Here is a 23,923-nt window from a genome sequence, read left to right as displayed (position 1 = left end):
TTTCAACATTGAAGTTTTTATAGATTAGGTTTGTTTTTAATTTATCAATAAAAGTAGCATTTCTCTTTAAATGACTAAATACGCGCTTTTACAAGAGAATTTACATATGGTGACTTGAAAAATAGCAAACACCCTCGATTTAATATAACAAGTAATGTGAACCCAACAGCATCGTGCTTATGAAAAATCAAAACAGTCCAGAAGTTATTAAAGTAAATGACCAAAATTTTGGTAGTCATGGAGAACATTGGAATCTATTGACGTCCCATCCCGAAACAGATGTACCAAAATGGTTAGGACTGGCACTTGATGCACCTGTAATGCCAATGGGTTTGTGTGAACATGAAGAAGACATGGATCAATCTTTTTGGCTCATTCAAGGTCCACAAGACCAAAAAGTTACCATCAATCAAATTATTGCTGTTGAAAATCAAAAACCTCGTGCTCTTAAAACAGCCTTCCCAAGTTTTGAAAGTCCATATCAATATAATGCGAAAATTGAACGCATCATTACTTGTGACTCTGCTACACAAGCCGTGTTGAGTTTAAGACTAAATAAAAATACAACCGTTTATGCATTTGATAATTTATTTAGTGTTAACTACTGTCAATATGACAAAAATCAAAACTATCAAGTCCAATTTAATGCATGGGCTTATGAATTAGAACCTGTTCCAGCAGGTGAAAAAATCATTGTTGATGACCCCGCTTCTATTAAACATCACCGTGCATTAAATGCAATTTTAACTGAACATAATGGTGTTGCTCCTGAAAACTTACAGGAACTCATTAATGAATGGCAACCAAAAACTCCAGAAGATCAAGAACCTGTAACCGTTGATTTTTCTAAAATGGTCGCTTATTTATATGGCGAAAATCTTGGTCAAGAAGATGAAGCATGGTTCCAAGGTAATATTGTTGGTAAAACTTCTATGACATTTATGGGGGCAGAATATACCCTTTATGATGTCACTTTGGTTTTAGAAGATGATCTTCCTGCCATATTAGTGCGCATTGCGACCAAAAACGATTTGTATAAAAACTTTAATATTGGCGAATATATTCGCGGTAATATCTGGATTCAGGCGACTATTTGTGCTAAAAAGGGTGAAACTAATTGAATTTCACTAATATTTTAATAATTAGGTTATTGAATGAAGATTATACCCGAACAAACTACCAGCCTCATTCAATCCAGTAGCCTGCGCGTAAAGGTCGATACTGGTGCGTTTTGCTTTTTTGTCTTGGGTATGTTCTTAGCTGCCATATTCATGCACCAGTTTGGTTTAGTGCCTTTTTAATTTATAACTTATTCAATAAATAAAGCCCTCCTTTGAGGGCTTTATTTATTTGATTTGCTTAACCATTACGCTTTGCAAAATCATCCATAAAGTTGATTAAAGCCTGTACGCCTTCTAATGGTACGGCATTATAAATACTTGCACGCATACCGCCGACAGAACGGTGGCCAGCTAAATTTAACAAGTGATTAGCTTCCGCTTCTTTTAAGAATTGCTTTTCTAAAGCTTCGTCTGCCAAGGTAAACGGTACATTCATAATTGAGCGGTTTGGAATTGCGATCGGGTTATTGTAGAAATCGCTTGAGTCGATATAACCATATAACAACTGAGCTTTTTCAAGGTTCACTTTATGAATAGCCTCTACCCCACCCTGCTCTAGCAACCATTCAAATACCAAACCAGACAAGTACCAGGCGTAAGTCGATGGTGTATTTACCATAGAACCATTTTTGGCTTGGTCGCCATATTTTAAAATACTTGGAATTTCTGGTTTAGCCTGATCAAGTAAGTCATCACGAATAATGACAATTGTTAAACCAGCAGGACCAATATTTTTTTGTGCGCCAGCATAGATTAAACCAAACTTAGTCACATCTAATGGAGCAGATAAAATACTTGATGAATAGTCACAAACAAGTGGAGCTTTTACATCAGGAATTCCCGCGAACTGTAAGCCGCCAATCGTTTCATTATCCGCATAATGTACATATGCTGCATCATCAGATAAATTCCATTCGCTTTGTTCAGAAATTGCGAACTTGCCATCTACTTTAATGCCAGCTTCTACAACATTAATATCGCCATAACGTTTTGCTTCTTTTAACGCTTTTTCAGACCAGATGCCGGTGTGAATATAATCGGCTTTACTGTTCTTACCTAAAAGGTTTAAAGGAATAGCAGAAAATTGTAATGACGCACCGCCTTGTAAAAACAGTACTTTATAGTTTTCTGGAATATTCATTAACTTGCGTAAATCTGCTTCAGCTTTTTCAGCCACAGCAACATAGTCAGCACTACGGTGACTCATTTCCATGATGGATAGACCTTTACCCTGCCAATCCAACAATTCTTGTTGAGCTTTTTCTAAAACGGCAGTAGGTAATGCAGCAGGACCAGCACAGAAATTGTACGCGCGCATGATTTTTCCCTTGTATAAAGTCAAACACAATAAAAATGGCATTTAACCACAGATTGCTTAAGCTTGCAGCAGCTTCTCAAGTAAATATTTCAATGCTGGACTGTATTTAGGTTTATTTTTTCAATTATTGTTGTCTTTATTTCTTTAGTTTTAATAATCAGCTTCCCCATTTAAAAAAATTTTTAAGTAAAAAGATCAACTTGACTTGTGATTATAATTTCACATACCTTGATAGCTATTACAAAAATATTGGCTTAGTAAATTCAATAATTAAAGGAGCTAAAAACCACCATGTTTTTATACAAATGTATAATAAACAAGATGATAATTGAATTTAATAACAAGAAATTTAAACTATAAGGGATGCCAAAAATTGTTATTTAAAATGCCAACACATCGATATAGACATTCTATTTTTCCCTTTTCATTTAAACCAAAACATCTTGCTTTGGCTTTAGGCTTTTTTTTCACTAATCATTTATACGCTGGAAGCTTAAGTTATGCCGAAGCAGAACAACAAGCTTTAAAAAGTTCATACAGTACTCAAGCCAACCAAGCATTACAGCAAGCATCTCAATTAGAAGCTGAAGCAGTAAAGGGCCTCGGATTACCTAGAGTTGATTTGAATGTCAGAGCCTACGCTTTTCATAGTGAAACAGATGTACCTCTTGGGGCTTTTAAACAAAAACTTGAAAATGATTTAAGCCAAGGACTCAACGATAAACTTTCACAGTGGAACAATGTCATTCCATCAGATGTGCTGGGACAAGTTCAAGAAGGCGCAAACCAAACCATACATGATGGTATAAATCGCTTTCCTGATTATGCGAATCTGACTATCGAAGATCAGGTGGTACGCCCTTCGATTTCAGTCGTAATGCCACTCTATACAGGCGGCTTAACCAGCAGCGCTAAAAAAATAGCTAATATACAAGCACAGCGCTCTGAGCTTTCAAGCCAACAACAGCAAGATATACAGCGATTTGAAGTAGTACAAAGTTACTTTAATGTGCAATTACAGCAGCAGCTGGTCGCAAGTAGCTTATTTAACTTTAATGCGATGCAAAAACATTACAGCAATGCCCTAAAGCTGGAACAACAAGGATTTATTAGTAAAGGGCAACGCATGCAGTTTGAAGTCGCGCGTAATAATGCAGAACGTACTTTACAAAATACTCAAGCCAACTTAAACGCCAGCCGCTTTAGCCTTAATAATCTTTTACATCAACAAAATAATGTCGATTTAAGTACACCGTTATTTGTAAATAACACTCCAAGCCAGCCTCTAGAATCACTTTTAACCAGTTATTCGCAAAAATCTAGCCTTGTACAAAAAATGCAGATGGATACTCAACTGGCTAATGTCAATATTCAAGCTCAACAAGCCGCAAAAAAACCAAGTCTATTTGCATTTGGTGAATATGCGCTTGATGAAAATGAAAACTGGATTGTCGGTGTAATGGCAAAATACAACCTATTTTCTGGGGTAGATAAAAATAAGAATATTCATGCTGCCGAATTAAAGCGCTACGCTTCTGAACTCATGACTGAACGAACTAAACAAGAGATTGAAGCACTTTTGAATAAATCATATAACGAGCTTAACTCTGCTCAACAAAGTCATCAGCTTTTACAAAGAAACGTAAATGCTGCTCAAGAAAACCTACGTATTCAAGAACTTTCTTTTCGTGAAGGAATGGGTACAGCAACCCAAGTGATTGATGCGCAAAATGCATTAAGTGCCTTAAAAACTGAAATGGCTTTAAATGCTTATAAATATGTCATGTCACTCGCGACTTTACTACAAAGTCACGGCTCAATTGACCAATTTAAAGCTTATGTCAATCAACCACATACCGACTATATTCGTTAATAGGAGTATAAAATGAATCAAGACTCAGCTCATTCAGAACAAGATTCTCCTGTTGCGGATACGGCAGAAACCAACCAAATTAAAAAAGATGATCAAGTTAGTGACCATCAAGAATCAAACACAAATAAAGATGATTCAAAACCACCTAAAAACTCTAAAATTAAACTGATTATTGGTGTAATTATTATTGCCCTATTAGGTTTAATTATTTTTGGTTTGTGGAAAAGCTATCAGCCGAAACCTATTGAACTTCAAGGCCGAGTTGAAGCTGAAACTATTCACGTAAGTACAAAAGTTCCAAGTCGTATTGAAGAAATTTATGTACAAGAAGGCCAGAAAATTTCCAAAGGTCAGCCCCTTGTTCGTTTGGTTAGCCCGGAAATAGAAGCTAAAAAGCAACAAGCCTTGGCTACCTTACAATCGGCTTTAGCATTTCAATCTACGGTAGATCGAGGTTCTCAACAAGAAAATATCGATACTCTCTATGCCAACTGGCAAAGCACGAAAGCTCAAGCAAACCTTGCAAAAACCACTTACCAACGCGGTGAAAATTTATATAGACAAGGCGTCATTTCACGTCAAAGACGAGATGAAATGCTTGCAGCACAAACCTCTGCTCAAGAATTAAGTGAAGCCTCTTATCAGCAATATGCTCGTGCAAAACGTGGCAGTACCAGCCAACAAAAATCTACAGCAGATGCACAGGTTGAAATTGCAAAAGCTGCAGTAGCTGAAGCAAAAGCTTTAGAGGAAGAGACACGCTTACTCTCTCCGATTTCAGGCACAGTTTCAAAAACTTATGGTAAGCCTTCTGAATTAGTCGCTATGGGCGTGCCTGTTGTCAGCATTTTAGAAGATGATGATTTATGGGTGAGTTTAAACGTGGGTGAAAATCAATATGCCTCTGTTTATAAAAATAAAACCCTTGAAGGATTCATACCTGCTCTTAATCAGAATGTGAATTTTAAAATCAAGAATATTGATGCTGAAGGTGAATTTGCCACCATTAAAACGACTCGCCAAACTGGAGGCTATGATATTCGTAGCTTCAAATTACATCTGGTACCTGAAAGTCCTGTAAAGGATTTAAAGGTTGGTATGAGTGTTCTATTTAAAATTAAAGAAGAAAAATAAAGCATGTTTGCCAGTATATTACGGGAACTAAACTATCTAAAAAGCAATAAATGGGATTTGTGTATGGTGACACTTATCCCTGCTTTTATCATTTTCATGTTTAGCAGCATGTTTTACGCAGGTAAAGCTGAACACTTACCAATTGCAATTATTGATCAGGACCAAAGTGAACTCAGCCGTAATATTGAAAAGTATCTTTCGTTGAATCATACAGTAGACATTAAAACAATTACGGCAAGTTCTGCTGAGGCTGAACAACTACTCAATGAAACCAAAATATGGGGGTATGTTTTTATTCCAGACGGTGCTGAAAAGCGCTTCGTTAAAGCACAAGATGCTCAAATCAGCATTGCATTTAATCAGTCTTTTTTTAGTGTCGGAAACACCATTTCTTCAGCAATGCTGGTCAGTACCCTCAATGCTTTAGCAGACTATGCTGGTCAAAGTTATCTTGTAAATAGTATTCCCTATTTAGATGTTCCTACGGCTCATGTAAAAATCTCAACGCTTTATAATCCAAGTATGAGCTATGAATTTTACTTAGAACCTTTCATGGTTCCTGCTGTATTGCACTTATTGTTATGTTGCTGTGTTGCCTTTGCTATTGGACAAGAACTTAAACGTGGCACATTAACAGCATGGGTAAACCGAGAAAGTTTTATTCAAGGCTTATTGGCCAAAAATCTGCTTTATAGCCTTATATTTTGTGCATGGACATGGGTATGGATGTTTTGGCTAGTCGAAATCCGTGGCTGGTTCGTAGCAGGTTCTCTTAGTTTATTGTTATGTGCACAGTTTTTACTTTATTTTGCCTATGCTTTGATTAGTAGCACCGTCATTCTTGCAACCAAAAATTTAAGTAAGACTTTTGGCTTTATCGCAGTATATGGCGGCTCTTCTTTAAGTTTCGCAGGCGTTACGTTACCTTTAAATAATGCCCCTATTTTCACCAAGTTTTGGTCACTCATTATTCCTTATACTCCTTATGCCAAGCTTCAAACCGAACAATGGGTGATCGGCAGTCCAGTTTTCATTTCAATGATTCCTTTTTTAATACTCATCGGTTATTGCCTGATTTACTTCTTTTTAAGTTGTCTATTGCTTAAAAAATTAGTTCGAGGGGCAACGCAATGAAAGAATTCTTTAGGGCTTATGGGCAAACATTTAAAGACATTGTAAGTAATAGCTCAGTTTTCACAACGCTAATTTTATCGGTCATTCTTTATAGCTTTTTTTATCCTACCGCCTATAAAGCTGAGCGTGCAGAATCTATTCCAATCGTGATTGTCGATGAAGAGCAAAGCCTCTTAACTTCTCAATTGATTGGCCAAAGTGCAAATAGCCCCCATGTTCATATCGTTACCGTTACCAGCAATTTTTTACAAGCTGAACAAATGGTACGTGAGCAAAAAGCTGATGGTATTTTACTTTTACCAAATAACTTAACCCAAAGCCTACGCCGCGGAGAAACAGGTGGAATAGGCTTATACTTAAGCACAACCAACTTTTTAAAAACTAAAGAAATTGGTTTAGGTCTGGCAACCTCGATAGAAGCTACATTAAAAGAATATATTGAAAAATTTGGACAACGCACACACTTCCAGCCAGCGCTTTCTATTCATCAAGTGCCGTTATTTAATCCCCTTTCAGGATATGGAAGTTATATTTTTCCGGCTGTTGCATCTTTAATTATTCATCAAACGATTGTGCTAGGTTTGGCAATGTTAATAGCTAGCTATCGGGAGCAACATGAAAAAATTACAGCTGTTCGTTTTGCTGGAATCTTCGCAAGTATATTTACCATTGGCTGTTTAGGATGTTTTTATCTTTTCGGTTTTACCTTGTGGTTCAATGACTACCCACACGGTGGAAACTTCACTGGTTTACTAGTTGCTGTTCCTATTTTTATTAGTTGTGTGATTGGATTAGGTATGTTGATCGGATCACTTTTGGATATGCCGGAACGTGCCGGACATATTATTGTGTTTAGCTCTGTACCTTTATTCTTACTAACTGGAGCTGCTTGGCCTCATCAAGCAATGCCTGAATGGCTACAATGGTTTGCGTGGTGTTTACCCTCAACACATGCGGTACAAATGTTTGTGCAACTTAATCAGATGGGTGTTCCATTAGCCACGGTTGTACCAAAACTGATTTTTCTTGGAACCCTTGGATTAATATTGGTGGGTTTATCTTATTATCGGCTTGTTAAAAAATCTTCTTCATAAAATAAAAAAGGAAGCTTATGCTTCCTTTTTTATTTAAGTTTTACTTAGTCTTCAGAAGCATCTTCATTATTTGATACAGCTTCTTCGCTATCAGTTTCAGTAGTATCTACTTCGCCTTCGAGAAACTCTTCTTCATCTTCGACAGCTTCAATAGACACAACGCCTACTAGAGTTTCTTCTTCGCTTAAGCGAATTAGACGTACACCTTGTGCATTACGACCAGTCATTGCAACTTCTGCTGCACGGGTACGAACTAATGTACCGCCATCAGAAATAAGTAATAATTCTTTGGTTTCGTCAATAGACACTGCACCAACAAGCTCACCGTTACGTTCGCTTGTCTTAATCGCAATGACACCCTTACCGCCACGTTTCTTGGTCGGGAAGTCATTTACTGGAGTACGCTTACCGTAACCATTGGCACTTGCACACAGTACTTCACCTGTTTCAGGTACAACTACAAGCGATACGATACGACTTACTAAATTTGAATCTGCTGAATCGTCATTGTCATCTGATTCATCATTTTCAACATCTGCATCTTCTTCACTTAAAGTACTGCTTGCAAAGCTCACGCGCATACCACGAACACCTTTTGCAGTACGACCCATTGCGCGTACGTCAGTCTCAGCAAAACGGATTGCCTTACCTTCGTTCGAGAACAACATGATTTGCTGATTACCATCAGTAATAGCAACACCAATTAAGGTATCTTCTTCATTGAGCTCAATTGCGCGTAAACCATTTGAACGGATGTTAGCAAATTGCTCTAAATCAACACGTTTAACCGTACCTGATGCTGTCGCCATAAATACGTAATGGTTTTCTGGGAACTCAGTCAAAGGCAAGATAGCTGTTACTGTTTCATTCGCATCTAAAGGTAACAAGTTCACAATCGGACGGCCTTTCGCACCACGTGATGCTTGAGGCACTTCAAACACACGAAGACGATATACTTTACCTACGTTGGTAAAGCACAGCACAGTCGCATGGTTTGAAGCTACAATGAGATGTTGAATAAAATCATCATCTTTCATTGAAGTTGCCGACTTACCACGACCACCACGGCGCTGAGCCTGATAGTCTGAAAGTGGTTGAGTTTTTGCATAACCTGTTTGTGAAACCGTTAATACAACTTGCTCTTCAGGAATTAAATCCTCACGACTAAAATCAATACGTGATTCAATAATTTCAGTGCGACGCCCATCACCATACTGTTGTAGTACCAGTGCCAACTCTTCGCGAATTACAGCCATCAATAAGTTGAAATCATTCAAAATCGCAGTAAGTTCAGCGATTTGACCTAAAATTTCAGTATATTCTGCATGTAATTTGTCTTGTTCAAGTCCTGTTAAACGATGTAAGCGTAATTCTAAAATTGCGCCTACTTGTGTTGGTGATAAACGATAAATCGATTCAGTTAAACCAAATGGACGATTTGGATCTTCACCTTCGATTTCATCTGGACGAACAGAAATTGCGCCAGCTTTTTCAAGCAATGAAACGACACCACCACCTGCCCACTCACCTGCAAGTAAACGCTCACGCGCTTCAGCAGGGTTAGCAGAAGTTTTAATAGTCTCGATAATTTCATCGATATTGGCTAAAGCAACGGTTAAGCCTTCTAAGATATGACCACGTTCACGTGCTTTACGCAGTTCGAACATGGTACGGCGTGTCACAACTTCTTGGCGGTGACGGATAAATGCCGCAATAATATCTTTCAGATTCATCAACTTTGGTTGTCCGTTATCAAGACAAACCATGTTGATGCTGAATGAGTTCTCAAGCTGGGTATTTAAGAATAAGTTATTTACAACGACTTCCGCGTTTTCACCACGCTTTAAGTCAATTGCAATACGCATACCTTCTTTGTCAGACTCATCACGAAGTTCTGAAATACCTTCAAGTTTTTTCTCTTTCACTAACTCAGCAATACGTTCAATCACTCTTGCTTTGTTTACTTGATATGGAATTTCAGTAAAGACAATCGTTGTACGGCCTGTCTTTTCATCTTCTTCGAAATGGTACTTACCACGAATATGTAAGCGGCCCTTACCTGTACGGTAAGCATCAACAATACCTGATTTACCGTAAATAATACCGCCTGTAGGGAAGTCAGGACCAGTAATATATTCCATCAATCCTTCAATCGAGATATTCGGATTGTCAGCATAGGCTAAGCACGCATTCACAACTTCTGTCATGTTATGCGGTGCCATGTTGGTTGCCATACCTACGGCAATACCAGCAGCACCATTAATTAACAAGTTAGGAACACGTGTCGGAAGTACTTCAGGAATACGCTCAGATCCGTCGTAGTTATCTTCCCAGTCAACCGTGTCTTTTTCTAGATCTGCAAGAAGCTCGTGTGCAAGTTTGGTCATACGGACTTCGGTATAACGCATTGCAGCTGCGCTATCGCCATCAATCGAACCGAAGTTACCCTGACCATCTACCAATAAATAACGTAAGCTAAAGTCCTGAGCCATACGTACAATGGTTTCATAAACAGCTGAGTCACCATGAGGGTGATATTTACCGATTACGTCCCCAACAACACGCGCAGATTTCTTGTAGGCTTTGTTATAGTCATTGCCCAATTCGTGCATGGCATAAAGCACACGACGGTGAACAGGTTTAAGACCGTCTCTCACATCCGGCAATGCACGAGATACGATTACACTCATCGCGTAATCTAAATATGAATGCTTGAGTTCGTCCTCAATGGCAATCGGTCGGATTTCCGATACGCTCATGCATACTCCTTCTTACAGATAGAAATTTCCATCTGCTTATATGTCTTGATCTTGCAAAAAATTTAGTTCCGGAAACTGAACTAAAATCGAAAAAAATATAGCTGTATACTATAGCATAAAAGCACTTTGTAATGTGCGGAATCTACACCGCTAATCTGGTGATATTTGTATAATTTAATTGCATATTATTCTTATCATATCGCTATAACTAGCACGTTCTATTCTTAATAAAACTATGTGATTTTTATTCTATAAAAATCAAACCTCAAATGAGATAAAATTCTCAGTTATACATTCCATGTCACTATCCACAATAAAAAACCCCTAGTAAAAACTAAGGGTTTTTTAACTTTAATCGGTAAAGATTAAAGTTTAGATACCAATTCTGGTACTACAGTGTTCAAATCACCAACTAACCAGTAGTCAGCAACACTGTTGATTGGTGCTTCTTCGTCTTTGTTGATTGCAACAATAACTTTAGAATCTTTCATACCAGCTAAATGCTGGATCGCACCAGAAATACCTACAGCAACATAAAGCTCAGGCGCAACGATTTTACCAGTTTGACCAACTTGGAAATCGTTAGGTACAAAGCCCGCATCAACTGCTGCACGTGAAGCACCTTGTGCTGCACCAAGCTTGTCAGCTAATGGATCAAGTACTTTATGATAGTTCTCACCAGAACCTACACCACGACCACCAGAAACTACGATACGAGCCGCAGTTAATTCTGGACGATCAAGCTTAACGATTTCTTCAGATACGAAGTGAGAAATACCCGCATCTTTTACTTCGCCAACTGTTTCAACAGCAGCTGAACCGCCTTCCGCAGCAACTGGATCAAATGCTGTACCACGAACGGTACCAACAATGATTGCTTCGTCAGATTGAACAGTTGCAATCGCGTTACCTGCATAGATAGGACGCTTGAATGTGTTCGCAGATTCAACAGAAATAATATCTGTGATCATGCTTACATCAAGAAGAGCAGCAACACGTGGAAGAATGTTCTTACCAGTCGTTGTAGAAGCAGCTAAAACGTATTTGTAACCTTTAGCCAAGTCAGCAACTAAGCCAGCTACGTTTTCAGCTAATTGGTTTGCATAAGCAGCGTTGTCAGCAAGTAAAACTTTGCTTACACCAGCAACTTTAGCAGCAGCATCAGCAACTGCTTGAGCACCAGAACCAGCAACTAATACAGTAATATCACCACCGATTTTTTGTGCTGCAGCAACAACGTTTAAAGTAGCACCGTTAAGTACTTGGTTGTTGTGGTCAGCGATAACTAAAATACTCATGATTTTATCCTTCCGTATTAGATCACTTTCGCTTCATTTTTCAATTTTTCAACAAGCTCATCTACAGATTTCACTTGTACGCCAGCTTTACGTTCTGCTGGAGCTTCAACTTTAACAGTTTTAAGCTTAGTACCAGCTGTAACGCCATAATCCGCAGGAGATTTTGTATCAAGTGGCTTCTTACGAGCTTTCATGATGTTAGGCAATGCTGCATAACGTGGCTCGTTCAAACGCAAGTCAGTCGTGATGATTGCAGGAAGTGTAAGTTCAACAGTTTGTAAACCACCGTCAACTTCACGAGTCACTTGTACTTTACCGCCATCAACTTTCACTTCAGAAGCGAATGTACCTTGACCAGCACCTAATAATGCACCAAGCATTTGACCTACTTGGTTAGAGTCATCATCAATTGCTTGTTTACCAAGAAGGATAAGTTCTGGTTTTTCAGCTTCAACAACACCTTTTAAAATTTTAGCAACTTCTAAAGCGCCAATTTCATCAGTAGTTTCAACCAAAATACCACGGTCTGCGCCTAGAGCCATTGCAGAACGGATTTGTTCTTGAGCTTCTTTAGGACCAACAGAAACAACGACGATTTCTGATACTGTTCCTTTTTCTTTTAAGCGAACCGCTTCTTCCACTGCGATTTCACAAAATGGGTTAATTGACATTTTTACGTTGGTAAGGTCAACCCCACTATTGTCCGGCTTAACACGAACTTTAACGTTGGCATCAACCACGCGTTTTACAGCAACAAGAGCCTTCATGTAATCCTCGGCTGTTCTAGCAAAAGTAAATGTTGAGAAAAGTATATTAACTCTTCAATTAAAATTTTTTAGGTACCCTATCTTGCAATGTGTTTGGCATTTCGGTCAAGTCACAATTTTCTGGAACAGCACAAAAAAAATGAAATCATCAGTTCATAAAAAAATTTTAGACTGCTATGAAGGCCTATTTTATTCTTTTTAAACTCTATTTTATACATTGATTTTTATTATCTTTTTATCTTATTTAGCATATTAGCTAGAAACATAAGATTACTTTTAAAAACCATAAATCCGACGTTTTTTAGACCCAGTCGTCCACAAAATACCCAAAGATCAAAATGGTCAATTTGGCTGTTTTGACTATTTCTCTTAAACAAATTTGTAAAAAAATACAAATGATCTCTACATTCACTTAAAACTTCTCAATTTAATTATCTATTTATTGAGTCTATTTTTAACTTTTAGCTTTTATGTGCCCTTGGATGAGCTTGATCATATACTTGTGCCAAATGATCGAAATCAATATGCGTATAAATTTGTGTCGTAGATAAATTACTATGGCCTAGCATTTCTTGTACTGAACGCAAATCACCGCTACTCGATAGCATATGGCTAGCAAAACAATGTCTGAGTAAATGTGGATGTAAATCGACATTTACACCTGCTCGTTGTGCTTGAAGCTTCACTCGTTTTTCAATTTGCCTTGGAGTGAGCGCTCCTCCTCGTAAGGAAATAAAAACAGAATCATTTTGATCAAAATGTCCTTTCCAAATTTTGTAAACTTTCAACCAATTCAATAGGCTTTCTTTTGCTTTTTTCCCAAATGGTACTATACGGGTTTTATTTCCTTTACCTGTAATACGAACAAGTTGGCGATTAAAATCTACATCCTTAACTGTTAAACCCTGTAATTCAGCCAAACGTAAACCACTTGAGTAAAGTAACTCGAGCATCGCTTTATCTCTTAACCACAATTGCTGATCAACCGGTTTTTCTGGCATAGGTTGATCCAAAATTTGATTAACTGTTTCTATGTCGATCATGCCAGGCAAAGGTCTAGGTTGGCGTTTTAACTTAAAATCGTCGGTAGGATTAATTTCTAGATATTTACCTTGTTCAGCCCACTTCATAAATTGACGAATTGAGGTGAGATGGCGTTGCATGCTACTTGAACTTAACTGGTCCTGTTCGACACGCTGCGCTAAGTACTCTCTTAAATCTGAAGCTTCAATATTTCTCAAATCTAGTTGTTTGTGCTCGCAGAACTCAAGAAAGCTTTTAACATCTCGTTCATAAGCAGTAATCGTGTGCTCAGATTGATTCTGTATTTTTCTTTCTTTTAACCACATTGAGAGCAGTTGTAATGCAAAATCCAAATTGCTCTCCATTTATTTGCTCATTTTTTTGAGTGTACCAAAAACTATGTGATCATGAAAATTTGATACCGCACAACCTAATGCTGATCTAATTTATATATTACAATTTAAACCAAGTATTCATTGGACCTTGCTGCCATGACCACCATACTCATCCCTTATTTAATTGCGATTACCTTACTTACACTGACCCCGGGTTTAGATACGACTTTAATTATTCGTACAGCAACACTTGAAGGTAAATCGAAAGCGTTTCAAGCAGCGGTCGGCATTAGCCTTGGCTGTATTGTATGGGGAATTATGGTTGCCTGTGGTCTAGGTGCTTTGCTCATGGCATCTGATCTCGCTTTTAATATTCTAAAATGGATGGGAGCAGCTTATCTAGCATGGTTAGGTTTAAATATGATTTTAAAACCACGTAGCCAACTTGCAGATATTCAAGAGAATAGTTCAAATACCTCTCCTTCACAAAATTGGTTTATTAAAGGCTTTTTGGGTAATTTACTTAATCCCAAAGTTGGTATTTTTTATATTTCATTTCTTCCACAGTTTATTCCACCACAAGCATCAGCAGTTACTTGGGTGATGGGACTGGTAATGATTCATGTCGTCATTGGAATGTTATGGTCAACTTTATTAATTTTGGCTATGCAGCCACTGTCACGTTATCTTAAGCAACCCAAATTTATGAAATATATGGATCGGATTACTGGCAGTATTTTTGTGTTGTTTGCTTTGAAATTAGCTTTGAGTAAAAGATAAATTTTTAAAAGCGTGCTAACACAGCACGCTTCCGTTTTTAAAAACTTACTTCATCTTTTTTAAATAATCTTTAATTTGTGTGGCCACTTCATCAGCATGTTTTTCTGCCAACTGATGATCTCCACCTTTAACAATATGCAGCCTTGAATTTTTAAATATCTGATTTAATTATGTTCCCACTTCAACTGGACTCACCGGATCGTTATCGCCCCAGATTAATATAGTTTCAATGTTTATATCTGATAAAAACTCTTCGTAGTTAACATTGGTAGTAATAAACCAATCAGGATATTTTAAAAATGCTTGGCGGTATGCTTCACGCCAGTCTTGCACATTAAATCGTTTAAGGTTGATTCCACCAGAAGTAGCAATTAAGACCAGCCCTTTCACCAAATGAGGTTTTTTTAGCGCTGCGGCAACGGCAAAAATCCCACCCATTGATTGAGCAACAATTACAGATTCTTCATTAATTTGATTGACCACATAATTTGTTAGGTCTTCAAAACTTTTGACTTCTAAGGATTCTGGTGTATCTCCAAAACCCGGATAACCAATAATTTTTGTACGATACTGCTGAGGTAATTTTTCAATTAAGGGATGCCAAAATGTCGTACTGCCTGATGCACCGGGTAAGAAAATTAAATTATTTATATTTTTATAAAGTAATAAAATTAAAAAATTATTGTACATATAAAAGAAAGCCTCTTTTATCACTTTAGCTGATGAAAGAGGCTTCTATTTAGGTAATGCTATTAGCCTTGGAAATAACGTAAATCCAAACGTCCATCATAAACATGAGTTGTTGGACCAGTCATCCAGACCACATCGCCTTCTTGCCATTCAATTTGTAACTTACCGCCAGCAAGCTCAACTTCAACTGAGTTCGCAAGTAAGCCACGGCGCATACCACTTACCGCAGCAGCACATGCCCCTGTACCACAAGCTAATGTTTCACCAACACCACGTTCAAATACACGTAAGCGAACATGTTTTTCATCAATTACTTGCATAAAGCCAGCATTAACACGCTCAGGGAAACGTTTATGTGACTCGACTTGTGGGCCAATGCCAGCAACATCTGCAGTTAATACATCTGGAACAATAGTGACAGCGTGAGGATTGCCCATATTGACCACATCAATATTAATGTTCTGGTCGTTAGCTAACTCAAGTGTATATAAAGCTTCTGCTTGTTCTGCAACGAATGGAATTTCATTCGGCAAGAACTTTGGGTAGCCCATATTGACGCGAACCCAACCATTTTGTCCCAATTCAGGTTTTACAATACCTGCTTTGGTTTGGACAGTAATACTCGTTTTGGTTGTTAAATGACGCTCATGTACAAAGCGAGCAAAACAGCGTACACCGTTACCACATTGTTCAACTTCAGAACCATCAGCATTAAAAATACGATATTTAAAATCTGCTTCCGGTAAATCTGGTGGTTCAACAATTAAAAGTTGATCAAAACCGATGCCAAAATGACGATCGGCTAAACGTTGAATTGTTTCTGTATCCAAATAGGCTCGTTGGCTAATCAGATCAACCACCATAAAGTCATTGCCTAGGCCATGCATTTTAGTAAATTCTAACAACATTTCATTTACTCCTCAGGCAACAAGCGTTCATTTTCCCACAGGGATTCAACCGTTTCACGCTCACGAATCAAATGGGCTTTATCGCCTGATACCATCACTTCTGCGGCACGTCCACGTGTATTGTAATTTGAACTCATTACAAAACCATAAGCGCCAGCGCCAAGAACAGCTAACAAGTCATTTTCTTTTAAAGCCAATGAACGATCTTTACCAATGAAGTCACCTGTTTCACAGATTGCACCCACAAGATCCCAAGTTTTTTCTTCAGTATCAGAACTTGGCACTACAGGTTGGATATCCATCCACGCTTCATATAAAGCAGGACGAATTAAATCATTCATTGCAGCATCAATAATGGCAAAGTTACGGTGGCTCGTTGGCTTGAGCAAATCAACTTTTGTTAAAAGCACACCTGCATTTGCACTAATGCTACGACCCGGCTCCATATAAACCTTGAGACCTAACTTTTCTAAAGCAGGTTTCATTGAGTTGGCATATTCTTCAACACTTGGCGGTGTTTCATCTTTATAACAAACACCTAAACCACCACCGATATCAATATGTTTAAGATTGATACCAAGTTTTTTCAATTCTTCGATCATCAACATGACACGATCTAAAGCGTCAACAAACGGTTTAGTCTCGGTCAATTGCGAACCGATGTGACAGTCAATTCCAATGATTTCAAGGTTTGGCAAAGATGCAGCATATTGATAAGTTTCATAAACGGTATCACTTGGGATACCAAATTTATTTTCTTTTAAACCAGTTGAAATATAAGGATGAGTTTTTGCATCTACATCTGGATTTACACGTAAAGAAATTGGCGCTTTTTTGCCTAGACGAGCTGCAACTTTTTGAAGGCGGTCTAGTTCTGCATAAGACTCTACGTTAAAACAAGCAATGCCTACATTTAACGATGTTTCGATATCGGCTTCAGTTTTACCTAACCCAGAAAAAACAACTTTAGATGCATCTCCACCTGCTTTTAAAACGCGTGCAAGTTCACCACCTGATACGATATCAAAACCAGCACCAAGTTTTGCCAACACATTCAGAACAGCTATATTTGAGTTAGATTTCACCGCAAAACAGATTTGATGATCAATAAAATCAAAAGCACGGTCCATATCTAAGTAATGTTTTTCAAAAGCTGCTTTTGAATAAACATACAAAGGGGTGCCAAATTGCTGCGCAAGCTGCTCCATAGAACATTGCTCTGCATGCAATACTCCATTAATGCGAGTGAAACTCATGAATGTGTCCTTATTTCAAAGCTTAAGGTGAAGTTGTTTGGGTTGGGGCTGATGATTCAACTGGCTGTTCAGCCTGCTCATCCTGTTGAACAACTTGTTTCTGTTCTTTATTACGGTAGAGCAAGTATTTCGCACGTTTGTCATAATTCGGATCAGAAGGTAGCTGTAATGCTCCTGACTGACCGCAAGCGCTTAGCAAAATACTGCTGCTCAATAAACTGATGAGGCAAATGACACGACGCATCTGAGCACCTGATTTAAACAATTCGATGCAGTATACCGTGATCATGCAGACGGCTAAAGAGTAAACTTAAAGAGAAAAACAATATGCATAAAAAACGCCAGCTTTTCAGCCAGCGTTTGATCATAAACAAATAAATTTAATTACTTTTTATGACGTGGTTTATAGAAGAAGAAATAACCAATGATCAAGATAACAAACCAAATTGGGCTGACTTTAAGCGCTTTGAACGTATCTGGTTCCAACGACAACACGTAAATCATACCAATAAAGAAAATAATCGTGATCCAACATGTAAATAGACCGCCCGGTAATTTAAATGTTGATTTGGCATGCAGCTCAGGACGCGTAGTGTAATAACGGATATAACTCCAGATAATAAGTAACCACACGCAAATGAACAGAATCGTTGAAAGTGTCGTTGCAAGCGTAAATGCTTCAACTGTATTTGGTACAAAATACTGTAATGCTGCACCTAACAATAAACAGGCAGCAGAGAAATACAAGGCATTTGCTGGTACTGCACGTTTGTTTAATTTACCAAAAGCTTTTGGTCCTTGATCTTCACGAGATAAACCAAATAACATACGGCTTGTTGAGAAGACCCCACTGTTCATTGACGACATCACTGATGACAATACAACCAAGTTCATCAAGATCGCAGCTGCTGCCACGCCTGCTTGACTAAACAAGTTTACAAATGGGCTGATTGCTGGATCAATTTTATTCCATGGCGTTACAGACATCACAATCAATAATGCCAATACGTAGAAAATAATGATACGGATTGGAATTGAGTTAATTGCTTTTGGTAAGTTACGTGCTGGATCTTTCGTTTCCGCAGCCGTTGTTCCCACAAGTTCCACACCAACGAAGGCAAAGATTGCGATTTGGAAGCCTGCCAAGAAGCCATGCACTCCTGTTGGGAAGAAACCACCATTCGCCCAAAGATGAGTAAATGAAGCAACTTCACCTGTACTTGAGGTAAAGCCTGTAAAGATCATCCATAGGCCCACAGCGATTAAAATAATAATCGCAAGAATCTTAATGAGCGCAAACCAGAACTCTAACTCACCAAACAAGCGAACTGTTAACAGGTTTAAACCCATAATAAATACAATCGCGGCAACACTGATCATCGCCCCTTCGACTGGCGAGAAAGGCAGACCATTATTGAAGAATTGTAAGTAGTAGATAATTGCAGAAAGGTCAGCGATACCAATGGTGATCCAACATAACCAGTATGTCCATCCCACAAAGTAACCCGCCCATGGACCGATTAAATCTGTGGTGAAGTCAATAAATGATTTATAGGCAAGATTTGAAAGAAGTAATTCACCAAGCGCACGCATGACAAAAAACACCATCACACCAATAATCAGGTAAATGAATAAGATTGATGGACCAGCAAGGCTAATTGTTTTACCTGATCCCATGAATAATCCGGTACCAATTGCACCGCCAATCGCGATCAGCTGTAAATGCCGATTTGAGAGGCTTCGATGGAGCTCACCTTGTTCATGAGGCTCGCTCAGATTTTGATTCGACATTTTATAAATACACTCCAGTAATTTTTTTAGTCCGTTAGCTAAATTCAAATCAAAAAGACGATATCGCACCATTTGCAGGTATCTTTTAAATGTATATTTTTTGACAACTTTTCAGCTAACCAATTTGTCTGTATTGCTGATGATTCCAAGCTACATACAATTAAATCCGATAATACGCACAAGCCTTTTGCAATACAACGGACTCTCAAGTCAACTTTTGCCGTACTTGTTTAACTTCCGCATATATAAAAAGACTACCAGTAAGGTAGTCTTTTCGATTAAGGATCAGGAAATAAATTTATATTTTGAAAATTTACTTTTGCTTATTCTTCAGTTTTTCTTCCCAGAATGTCGCATTTTTAATTCCTAATTTCACAGGGTCAAATGTGTACTCTTTTACTCCAGCTTTTTGCTGTGCTTCATAATCTTTCAGCGCTTTAATCGTTGGCTTCCATACAAAATATGTCACGATAATACCAACGATATTAATCCACGCCATTAAGCCCACACCGATATCACCAATTCCCCATATATAGCCAGTTGCACTTAATACTCCATAAGACACAGATAGAATAATAAAGCACTTCGTCACAAACAATAATGATGGAGATTTTGTAATATAACTTAGATAAGTAATGTTAGTTTCAGCAATATAGTAATACGCAACAATCGTTGTGAAGGCAAAGAAGAACACAGCTAAGGCAACAAAAATTTGGCCAAAATTACCAAACATTGTACTTACTGCCATTTGAGTAAATGCAGGAGAGCCAATTTCAACAGTAGCCCCAACATTCTGTACAATAAATTGGCCTGCTTCTAATGTACCTTGTACGTTATACATACCTGTAATTAAAATCATGAATGCTGTTGCAGAGCAGACGAATAATGTATCGACATAAATCGAGAATGCCTGCACAAAACCTTGTTGAGCCGGATGTTGAACTTCCGCTGCGGCAGCTGCGTGTGGCCCTGTTCCTTGCCCCGCCTCATTTGAATAAACACCACGTTTTACCCCCCAACCGATCGCTGCACCAAGACCCGCCATAGGAGAAAAAGCATCTTCAAAAATTAATTTGATTACTCCAGGTAATTCATGAATATTCGCAATAACAATCACAACAGCCATTAGGATATAACCAGCTGCCATAAAAGGAACAACGAATTCAGCAAAGCGTGCAATCCGTTTAATTCCACCAAAAATAATGATGGCGAGTAAACCCACAATCACTACAAGTGCTACAAGTTTAAATAAACCAATATCACCAAAAATAATTGCCCCTTCGCCTGTAATCTGGGTAAATGCCTTACCTACCGCATTTGCTTGAATGCCTGGTAAAAACAAACCACAGGCTACAATTGCTGAAATTGCAAATAAAACCCCTAACCAACGCTGACCTAAACCTCTATCAAAATAAAATGCTGGGCCACCGCGATATTGTCCTTGATACTCAACTTTATAGATTTGACCTAAAGTTGATTCTACATATGCCGTGCTTGCTCCTAAAAATGCAACCAACCACATCCAAAAGACAGCACCTGGTCCACCAAAACCAATTGCTGCCGCCACCCCTGCAATATTACCGACCCCAACTCGACCTGATAATGAAACGGCTAAAGCCTGAAAAGATGAAATCCCTTGTTCAGAAGAAGTACCTTTTATTAATAGTCTGGCCATTTCCTTCATTTGACGTACTTGAACAAACCTTGTCAAAATAGAAAAAAATAAACCCGCGCCTAAGCACAGGTAAATAAGTCCTTTACTCCAGATTATGCTATTTATCCAATCAACAATTTCTGCTGCACTCATAGATATCAACCTTTTGTATTTTTAAAATACAATACTCATATTATTTTGTTCGTTTTTCACTTCAGCAATATCTATGCCATATCAATAATAAACAGTTAGATACATACCTCAGTAAAAACACCTTCCTTGGGGATAGCTTAGATTTTTTATATCCACTGAAAACAAACTCTATCTGACTTGTAAAAATCCTATATCGTGTTATTTTTGGTGTCTTTCCCTTATTAGTTCCTTAGAAGCTCCCTTCAAATTCCTCATTATCTCTTATGAAAATTTTAGGAAACAAGAATGAAGAACTTCCTAAGAACTATATTTATATAATATCGAGCAAAATTTCAATTTTTTATGAGCAAAGTCAAAACTGTTTACCGTTGCGAGCAATGTGGTGCCGATCATCTTAAATGGGCTGGTCAGTGCTCAGAGTGTGGTGAATGGAATTCTCTGACTGAAGTTAAACTTGAGCCAACCACTGCTCACCGTGCACGCCCTAAAATTGGTGGCTATGCGGGTCAAGTTGCTAATATTACAACGCTAAATAAAGTTTCAGTTTCGCATGAAACCCGTTTACCTACAGGCATTAGCGAATTTGACCGAGTGCTTGGCGGCGGTTTGGTGACAGGTTCTGTGGTGCTGATTGGTGGTGACCCCGGTATTGGTAAATCAACCATTCTTTTGCAAACTGCGACCCATATGGCAAGCGCAAAAAGCTCCGCGCTTTATATTACCGGTGAAGAATCTTTATCTCAGGTAGCGCTTCGTGCGCAACGTCTTGATCTACCAACTGACCAATTAAAAGTCATGGCTGAAACCTGTGTAGAACGCATTTGTGAGGTTTTAGAACAAGAAAAACCTGTAGTCGCTATTCTAGATTCGATTCAAACACTTTATACAGAAACCCTCCAGTCAGCTCCGGGTGGTGTTTCACAAATTCGTGAATCAGCTGCTTTATTAACCCGTTATGCAAAAAATAGTGGCACAGCGCTATTCATTGTTGGCCATGTGACCAAAGAAGGTGCACTGGCAGGTCCGCGTGTTTTAGAGCATATGGTGGACTGCGTACTTTACTTTGAAGGTCAATCAGACTCTCGCTATCGCATGATTCGTGCTGTTAAAAACCGTTTTGGCGCCGTCAATGAACTTGGCGTATTTGGCATGACTGATAAAGGCTTACGTGAAGTTGCTAACCCTTCTGCTATTTTCTTAAGTCGTTACGATGAAGCGATTCCCGGTTCAATTGTCATGATTAGCCGTGAAGGAACTCGCCCTCTTTTGGTCGAAGTGCAAGCTTTAGTTGATGATGCTCAAGGACAACCACGACGTGTTGCACTTGGTCTGGAACAAAACCGTTTGAACATGCTGCTTGCTGTAATGCATCGTCATGGCGGCGTGCAAACCACTGGACAAGATGTATACGTCAACATTGTAGGTGGCTTAAAAATTACCGAAACAGGTTCTGATTTGGCTGTCTTATTAGCCTGTGCTTCAAGTTTACGTACTAAAGCATTACCTCAACAACTTGCAGTTTTTGGTGAAGTTGGTCTCTCAGGTGAAATTCGTCCTGTTCCTAATGGTCAAGAGCGCTTAAAAGAAGCAGCAAAACATGGCTTTAAATATGTCATTTTACCAAGAGGAAACGCCCCTCAAAAGGCAATTCCGGGCGTACAAGTCATTGCTGTTGCTCGATTGCATGAAGCCTTGACCGAAGCCATGCAACTCAGCGATGAATTGACATAAAAAAACATACTTTTAAGGTTGAAATTTAAGGTAAATACCTGCATAAATACTATTTTAAATTAACTTTAAACAGGAATTTCCTATGGAAGTACACCAGCGTGGCTTGATTACCGGTATTTTAATGGCTGCTTTAGCAATTTCGCCTCTTGCTGAAGCTAAACGTGCAGGTGGTGGTAAAAGCCACGGTATGGCACGATCTACCACTTCAAGCCAGTCTTATCAACAACCTCGTCAAGTGACTCCAGTTCAACAAACTACTACAGCGCCTCAGAAATCTGGTCCAGGCGTTGGTTCAATGGTTGCAGCTGGTGTGGCTGGTGCTGCCGTAGGTGCTGTTGCAGCAAATGCTTTAGCTGATGACAAACCAACATCTACTGAACAACAAGCAACACAGGCGCAAGCACAAGAAGAGAAAAAAGGTGGTATTCCAAGTTGGATTTGGGTATTACTTGCAGCAGCTCTAGCTTTCTTTGTATTCCGTAAATTGGGATCAAAAAAAAAATTAGCAGCTAATAATCCTTACGCACCAAATAATGGCGGTCAAAACCCATTTGGCCGTTCTGCTGCACCACAAGCAACTCCACGTAATGCTGGCGATAATACAAATATCTTTGGTCAATCTGTGGGTGGCGGTGCAGCAACGCAAGCGCCTTTTGGCGGTGTTACAACGAGCAATGGCAATCAACTTCCAGATGGTAGTGAACCAGCTGCGTTCTTACGTATTGCACGTCAACGTTTTAATCACATCCAATCGATGAATACTGCAAGTAACATTGAAGAAATTCGCCGTTACTTAACACCTGAACTTTATAGTTCTATGTATAACGACATCATGGCAAACCAAGATCAGGATGTTGCTGAATTTAGTAACTTGAATGCGATGGTTGTAGACAGCGCGACTGAAAATGGTCAATACGTAGTAAGCGTACGTTTTACTGGTACAGTAAGTGAAGACTTAAACAGCTTGCCACAACCGTTTACCGAAATCTGGCACTTTGTTAAACCTGCTGGCTCTCAGCAAGACTGGGTTGTTGCAGGTATTCAACAAGCTTAAGCTAAATAAATCCTAAATAAAAAAGCCACAATATTGTGGCTTTTTTATTT

18 protein-coding genes and 1 pseudogene are annotated in these 23,923 nt (G+C 38.6%); 8 read left to right on the top strand and 11 right to left on the bottom strand.

Going from position 1 to position 23,923, the window contains the following annotated elements; genetic code table 11:
* Nucleotides 1-179 precede the first annotated feature (179 nt).
* Complete coding sequence (locus AAC388_RS04300) at nucleotides 180-1,121, top strand: hypothetical protein (RefSeq protein WP_002118998.1); 942 nt, start codon at nucleotides 180-182, stop codon at nucleotides 1,119-1,121.
* 238 nt (nucleotides 1,122-1,359) lie between these two features.
* Here AAC388_RS04300 and serC read toward each other — a convergent pair whose 3' ends face one another.
* Entirely contained in the window at nucleotides 1,360-2,439 is a 1,080-nt protein-coding gene (serC, locus tag AAC388_RS04295) for a 3-phosphoserine/phosphohydroxythreonine transaminase (RefSeq protein WP_005067728.1), read from the bottom strand.
* A 385-nt stretch (nucleotides 2,440-2,824) separates the two neighbouring features.
* Here serC and AAC388_RS04290 point away from each other — a divergent pair, with 385 nt between their 5' ends.
* From AAC388_RS04290 to AAC388_RS04275, 4 genes are read left to right on the top strand one after another with little or no spacing between them, the layout of a single operon-like run.
* The gene (locus tag AAC388_RS04290; protein WP_327741833.1) at nucleotides 2,825-4,312 is read left to right on the top strand and encodes a TolC family protein; all 1,488 of its coding nucleotides are present in this window, start codon (nucleotides 2,825-2,827) and stop codon (nucleotides 4,310-4,312) included.
* A gap of 12 nt (nucleotides 4,313-4,324) precedes the next feature.
* A complete protein-coding gene (locus AAC388_RS04285) occupies nucleotides 4,325-5,446 on the top strand; it encodes an efflux RND transporter periplasmic adaptor subunit (RefSeq protein WP_342371244.1) in 1,122 nt (373 codons plus the stop codon).
* Nucleotides 5,447-5,449: 3 nt separating this feature from the next.
* Nucleotides 5,450-6,580 (top strand): ABC transporter permease, encoded by a 1,131-nt coding sequence (locus tag AAC388_RS04280; RefSeq protein WP_180752373.1) that lies wholly within the window; start codon nucleotides 5,450-5,452, stop codon nucleotides 6,578-6,580.
* On the top strand, nucleotides 6,577-7,674 hold the full coding sequence (locus AAC388_RS04275; protein ID WP_342371243.1) for an ABC transporter permease: 1,098 nt from the start codon (nucleotides 6,577-6,579) through the stop codon (nucleotides 7,672-7,674). Before AAC388_RS04280 ends, AAC388_RS04275 begins: the two co-directional genes overlap by 4 nt.
* Nucleotides 7,675-7,718: 44 nt before the next feature.
* Here the strand turns inward: AAC388_RS04275 and gyrA are convergent, their stop codons facing one another.
* The 4 genes from gyrA to xerA form a co-directional block, all read right to left on the bottom strand.
* Complete coding sequence (gene gyrA, locus AAC388_RS04270) at nucleotides 7,719-10,433, bottom strand: DNA gyrase subunit A (RefSeq protein WP_032007057.1); 2,715 nt, start codon at nucleotides 10,431-10,433, stop codon at nucleotides 7,719-7,721.
* Nucleotides 10,434-10,798: 365 nt separating this feature from the next.
* Nucleotides 10,799-11,731, bottom strand: a complete 933-nt coding sequence (locus AAC388_RS04265) for an FAD-binding protein (RefSeq protein ID WP_002118921.1) — start codon at nucleotides 11,729-11,731, stop codon at nucleotides 10,799-10,801.
* A gap of 17 nt (nucleotides 11,732-11,748) precedes the next feature.
* Nucleotides 11,749-12,498: an electron transfer flavoprotein subunit beta/FixA family protein gene (locus AAC388_RS04260; RefSeq protein ID WP_002118903.1), complete on the bottom strand. Its 750-nt coding sequence runs from the start codon at nucleotides 12,496-12,498 to the stop codon at nucleotides 11,749-11,751.
* 461 nt (nucleotides 12,499-12,959) lie between these two features.
* Nucleotides 12,960-13,847, bottom strand: coding sequence for a site-specific tyrosine recombinase/integron integrase (xerA, locus tag AAC388_RS04255; protein WP_080631163.1), 888 nt, complete (start codon nucleotides 13,845-13,847; stop codon nucleotides 12,960-12,962).
* A gap of 165 nt (nucleotides 13,848-14,012) precedes the next feature.
* Here xerA and AAC388_RS04250 point away from each other — a divergent pair, with 165 nt between their 5' ends.
* A complete protein-coding gene (locus AAC388_RS04250) occupies nucleotides 14,013-14,636 on the top strand; it encodes a LysE family translocator (protein ID WP_342371242.1) in 624 nt (207 codons plus the stop codon).
* Nucleotides 14,637-14,681: 45 nt separating this feature from the next.
* Here the strand turns inward: AAC388_RS04250 and AAC388_RS04245 are convergent.
* The 6 genes and pseudogenes from AAC388_RS04245 to AAC388_RS04220 all read right to left on the bottom strand — a co-directional run bounded on the left by AAC388_RS04245 (nucleotide 14,682) and on the right by AAC388_RS04220 (nucleotide 21,088).
* Nucleotides 14,682-15,287 (bottom strand): annotated as a pseudogene (locus AAC388_RS04245) (alpha/beta hydrolase).
* A gap of 101 nt (nucleotides 15,288-15,388) precedes the next feature.
* Nucleotides 15,389-16,234, bottom strand: a complete 846-nt coding sequence (dapF, locus tag AAC388_RS04240; RefSeq protein WP_068930106.1) for a diaminopimelate epimerase — start codon at nucleotides 16,232-16,234, stop codon at nucleotides 15,389-15,391.
* 5 nt (nucleotides 16,235-16,239) lie between these two features.
* Nucleotides 16,240-17,490, bottom strand: a complete 1,251-nt coding sequence (gene lysA / locus AAC388_RS04235) for a diaminopimelate decarboxylase (RefSeq protein ID WP_032007053.1) — start codon at nucleotides 17,488-17,490, stop codon at nucleotides 16,240-16,242.
* 22 nt (nucleotides 17,491-17,512) lie between these two features.
* Entirely contained in the window at nucleotides 17,513-17,734 is a 222-nt protein-coding gene (locus tag AAC388_RS04230; RefSeq protein WP_002118887.1) for a lipoprotein, read from the bottom strand.
* Nucleotides 17,735-17,874: 140 nt separating this feature from the next.
* Complete coding sequence (locus AAC388_RS04225) at nucleotides 17,875-19,281, bottom strand: amino acid permease (protein ID WP_086376989.1); 1,407 nt, start codon at nucleotides 19,279-19,281, stop codon at nucleotides 17,875-17,877.
* Nucleotides 19,282-19,594: 313 nt separating this feature from the next.
* Nucleotides 19,595-21,088: an alanine/glycine:cation symporter family protein gene (locus AAC388_RS04220; protein ID WP_049069154.1), complete on the bottom strand. Its 1,494-nt coding sequence runs from the start codon at nucleotides 21,086-21,088 to the stop codon at nucleotides 19,595-19,597.
* Nucleotides 21,089-21,430: 342 nt separating this feature from the next.
* Between AAC388_RS04220 and radA the strand changes: the two genes are divergently transcribed.
* Complete coding sequence (gene radA / locus AAC388_RS04215; RefSeq protein ID WP_005073053.1) at nucleotides 21,431-22,819, top strand: DNA repair protein RadA; 1,389 nt, start codon at nucleotides 21,431-21,433, stop codon at nucleotides 22,817-22,819.
* Nucleotides 22,820-22,901: 82 nt separating this feature from the next.
* Nucleotides 22,902-23,873 (top strand): Tim44-like domain-containing protein, encoded by a 972-nt coding sequence (locus AAC388_RS04210; protein WP_032007052.1) that lies wholly within the window; start codon nucleotides 22,902-22,904, stop codon nucleotides 23,871-23,873.
* Nucleotides 23,874-23,923 lie beyond the last annotated feature (50 nt).

The sequence above is a fragment of the Acinetobacter sp. D009 genome, from assembly GCF_038562025.1.
GTDB classification, from domain to species: domain Bacteria; phylum Pseudomonadota; class Gammaproteobacteria; order Pseudomonadales; family Moraxellaceae; genus Acinetobacter; species Acinetobacter pittii.
This window is presented reverse-complemented; position numbering and strand designations above follow the sequence as displayed.

Coding starts and splice junctions, on each gene's coding strand:
- radA (WP_005073053.1), top strand. CDS start 21,431: ATGAGCAAAGTCAAAACTGTTTACCGTTGCGAGCAATGTGGTGCCGAT.
- AAC388_RS04290 (WP_327741833.1), top strand. CDS start 2,825: ATGCCAACACATCGATATAGACATTCTATTTTTCCCTTTTCATTTAAA.
- AAC388_RS04250 (WP_342371242.1), top strand. CDS start 14,013: ATGACCACCATACTCATCCCTTATTTAATTGCGATTACCTTACTTACA.
- AAC388_RS04300 (WP_002118998.1), top strand. CDS start 180: ATGAAAAATCAAAACAGTCCAGAAGTTATTAAAGTAAATGACCAAAAT.
- AAC388_RS04225 (WP_086376989.1), bottom strand. CDS start 19,281: ATGTCGAATCAAAATCTGAGCGAGCCTCATGAACAAGGTGAGCTCCAT.
- gyrA (WP_032007057.1), bottom strand. CDS start 10,433: ATGAGCGTATCGGAAATCCGACCGATTGCCATTGAGGACGAACTCAAG.
- AAC388_RS04285 (WP_342371244.1), top strand. CDS start 4,325: ATGAATCAAGACTCAGCTCATTCAGAACAAGATTCTCCTGTTGCGGAT.
- AAC388_RS04280 (WP_180752373.1), top strand. CDS start 5,450: ATGTTTGCCAGTATATTACGGGAACTAAACTATCTAAAAAGCAATAAA.
- serC (WP_005067728.1), bottom strand. CDS start 2,439: ATGCGCGCGTACAATTTCTGTGCTGGTCCTGCTGCATTACCTACTGCC.
- dapF (WP_068930106.1), bottom strand. CDS start 16,234: ATGTTGTTAGAATTTACTAAAATGCATGGCCTAGGCAATGACTTTATG.
- AAC388_RS04275 (WP_342371243.1), top strand. CDS start 6,577: ATGAAAGAATTCTTTAGGGCTTATGGGCAAACATTTAAAGACATTGTA.
- AAC388_RS04260 (WP_002118903.1), bottom strand. CDS start 12,498: ATGAAGGCTCTTGTTGCTGTAAAACGCGTGGTTGATGCCAACGTTAAA.
- AAC388_RS04230 (WP_002118887.1), bottom strand. CDS start 17,734: ATGCGTCGTGTCATTTGCCTCATCAGTTTATTGAGCAGCAGTATTTTG.
- AAC388_RS04220 (WP_049069154.1), bottom strand. CDS start 21,088: ATGAGTGCAGCAGAAATTGTTGATTGGATAAATAGCATAATCTGGAGT.
- lysA (WP_032007053.1), bottom strand. CDS start 17,490: ATGAGTTTCACTCGCATTAATGGAGTATTGCATGCAGAGCAATGTTCT.
- AAC388_RS04265 (WP_002118921.1), bottom strand. CDS start 11,731: ATGAGTATTTTAGTTATCGCTGACCACAACAACCAAGTACTTAACGGT.
- AAC388_RS04210 (WP_032007052.1), top strand. CDS start 22,902: ATGGAAGTACACCAGCGTGGCTTGATTACCGGTATTTTAATGGCTGCT.
- xerA (WP_080631163.1), bottom strand. CDS start 13,847: ATGTGGTTAAAAGAAAGAAAAATACAGAATCAATCTGAGCACACGATT.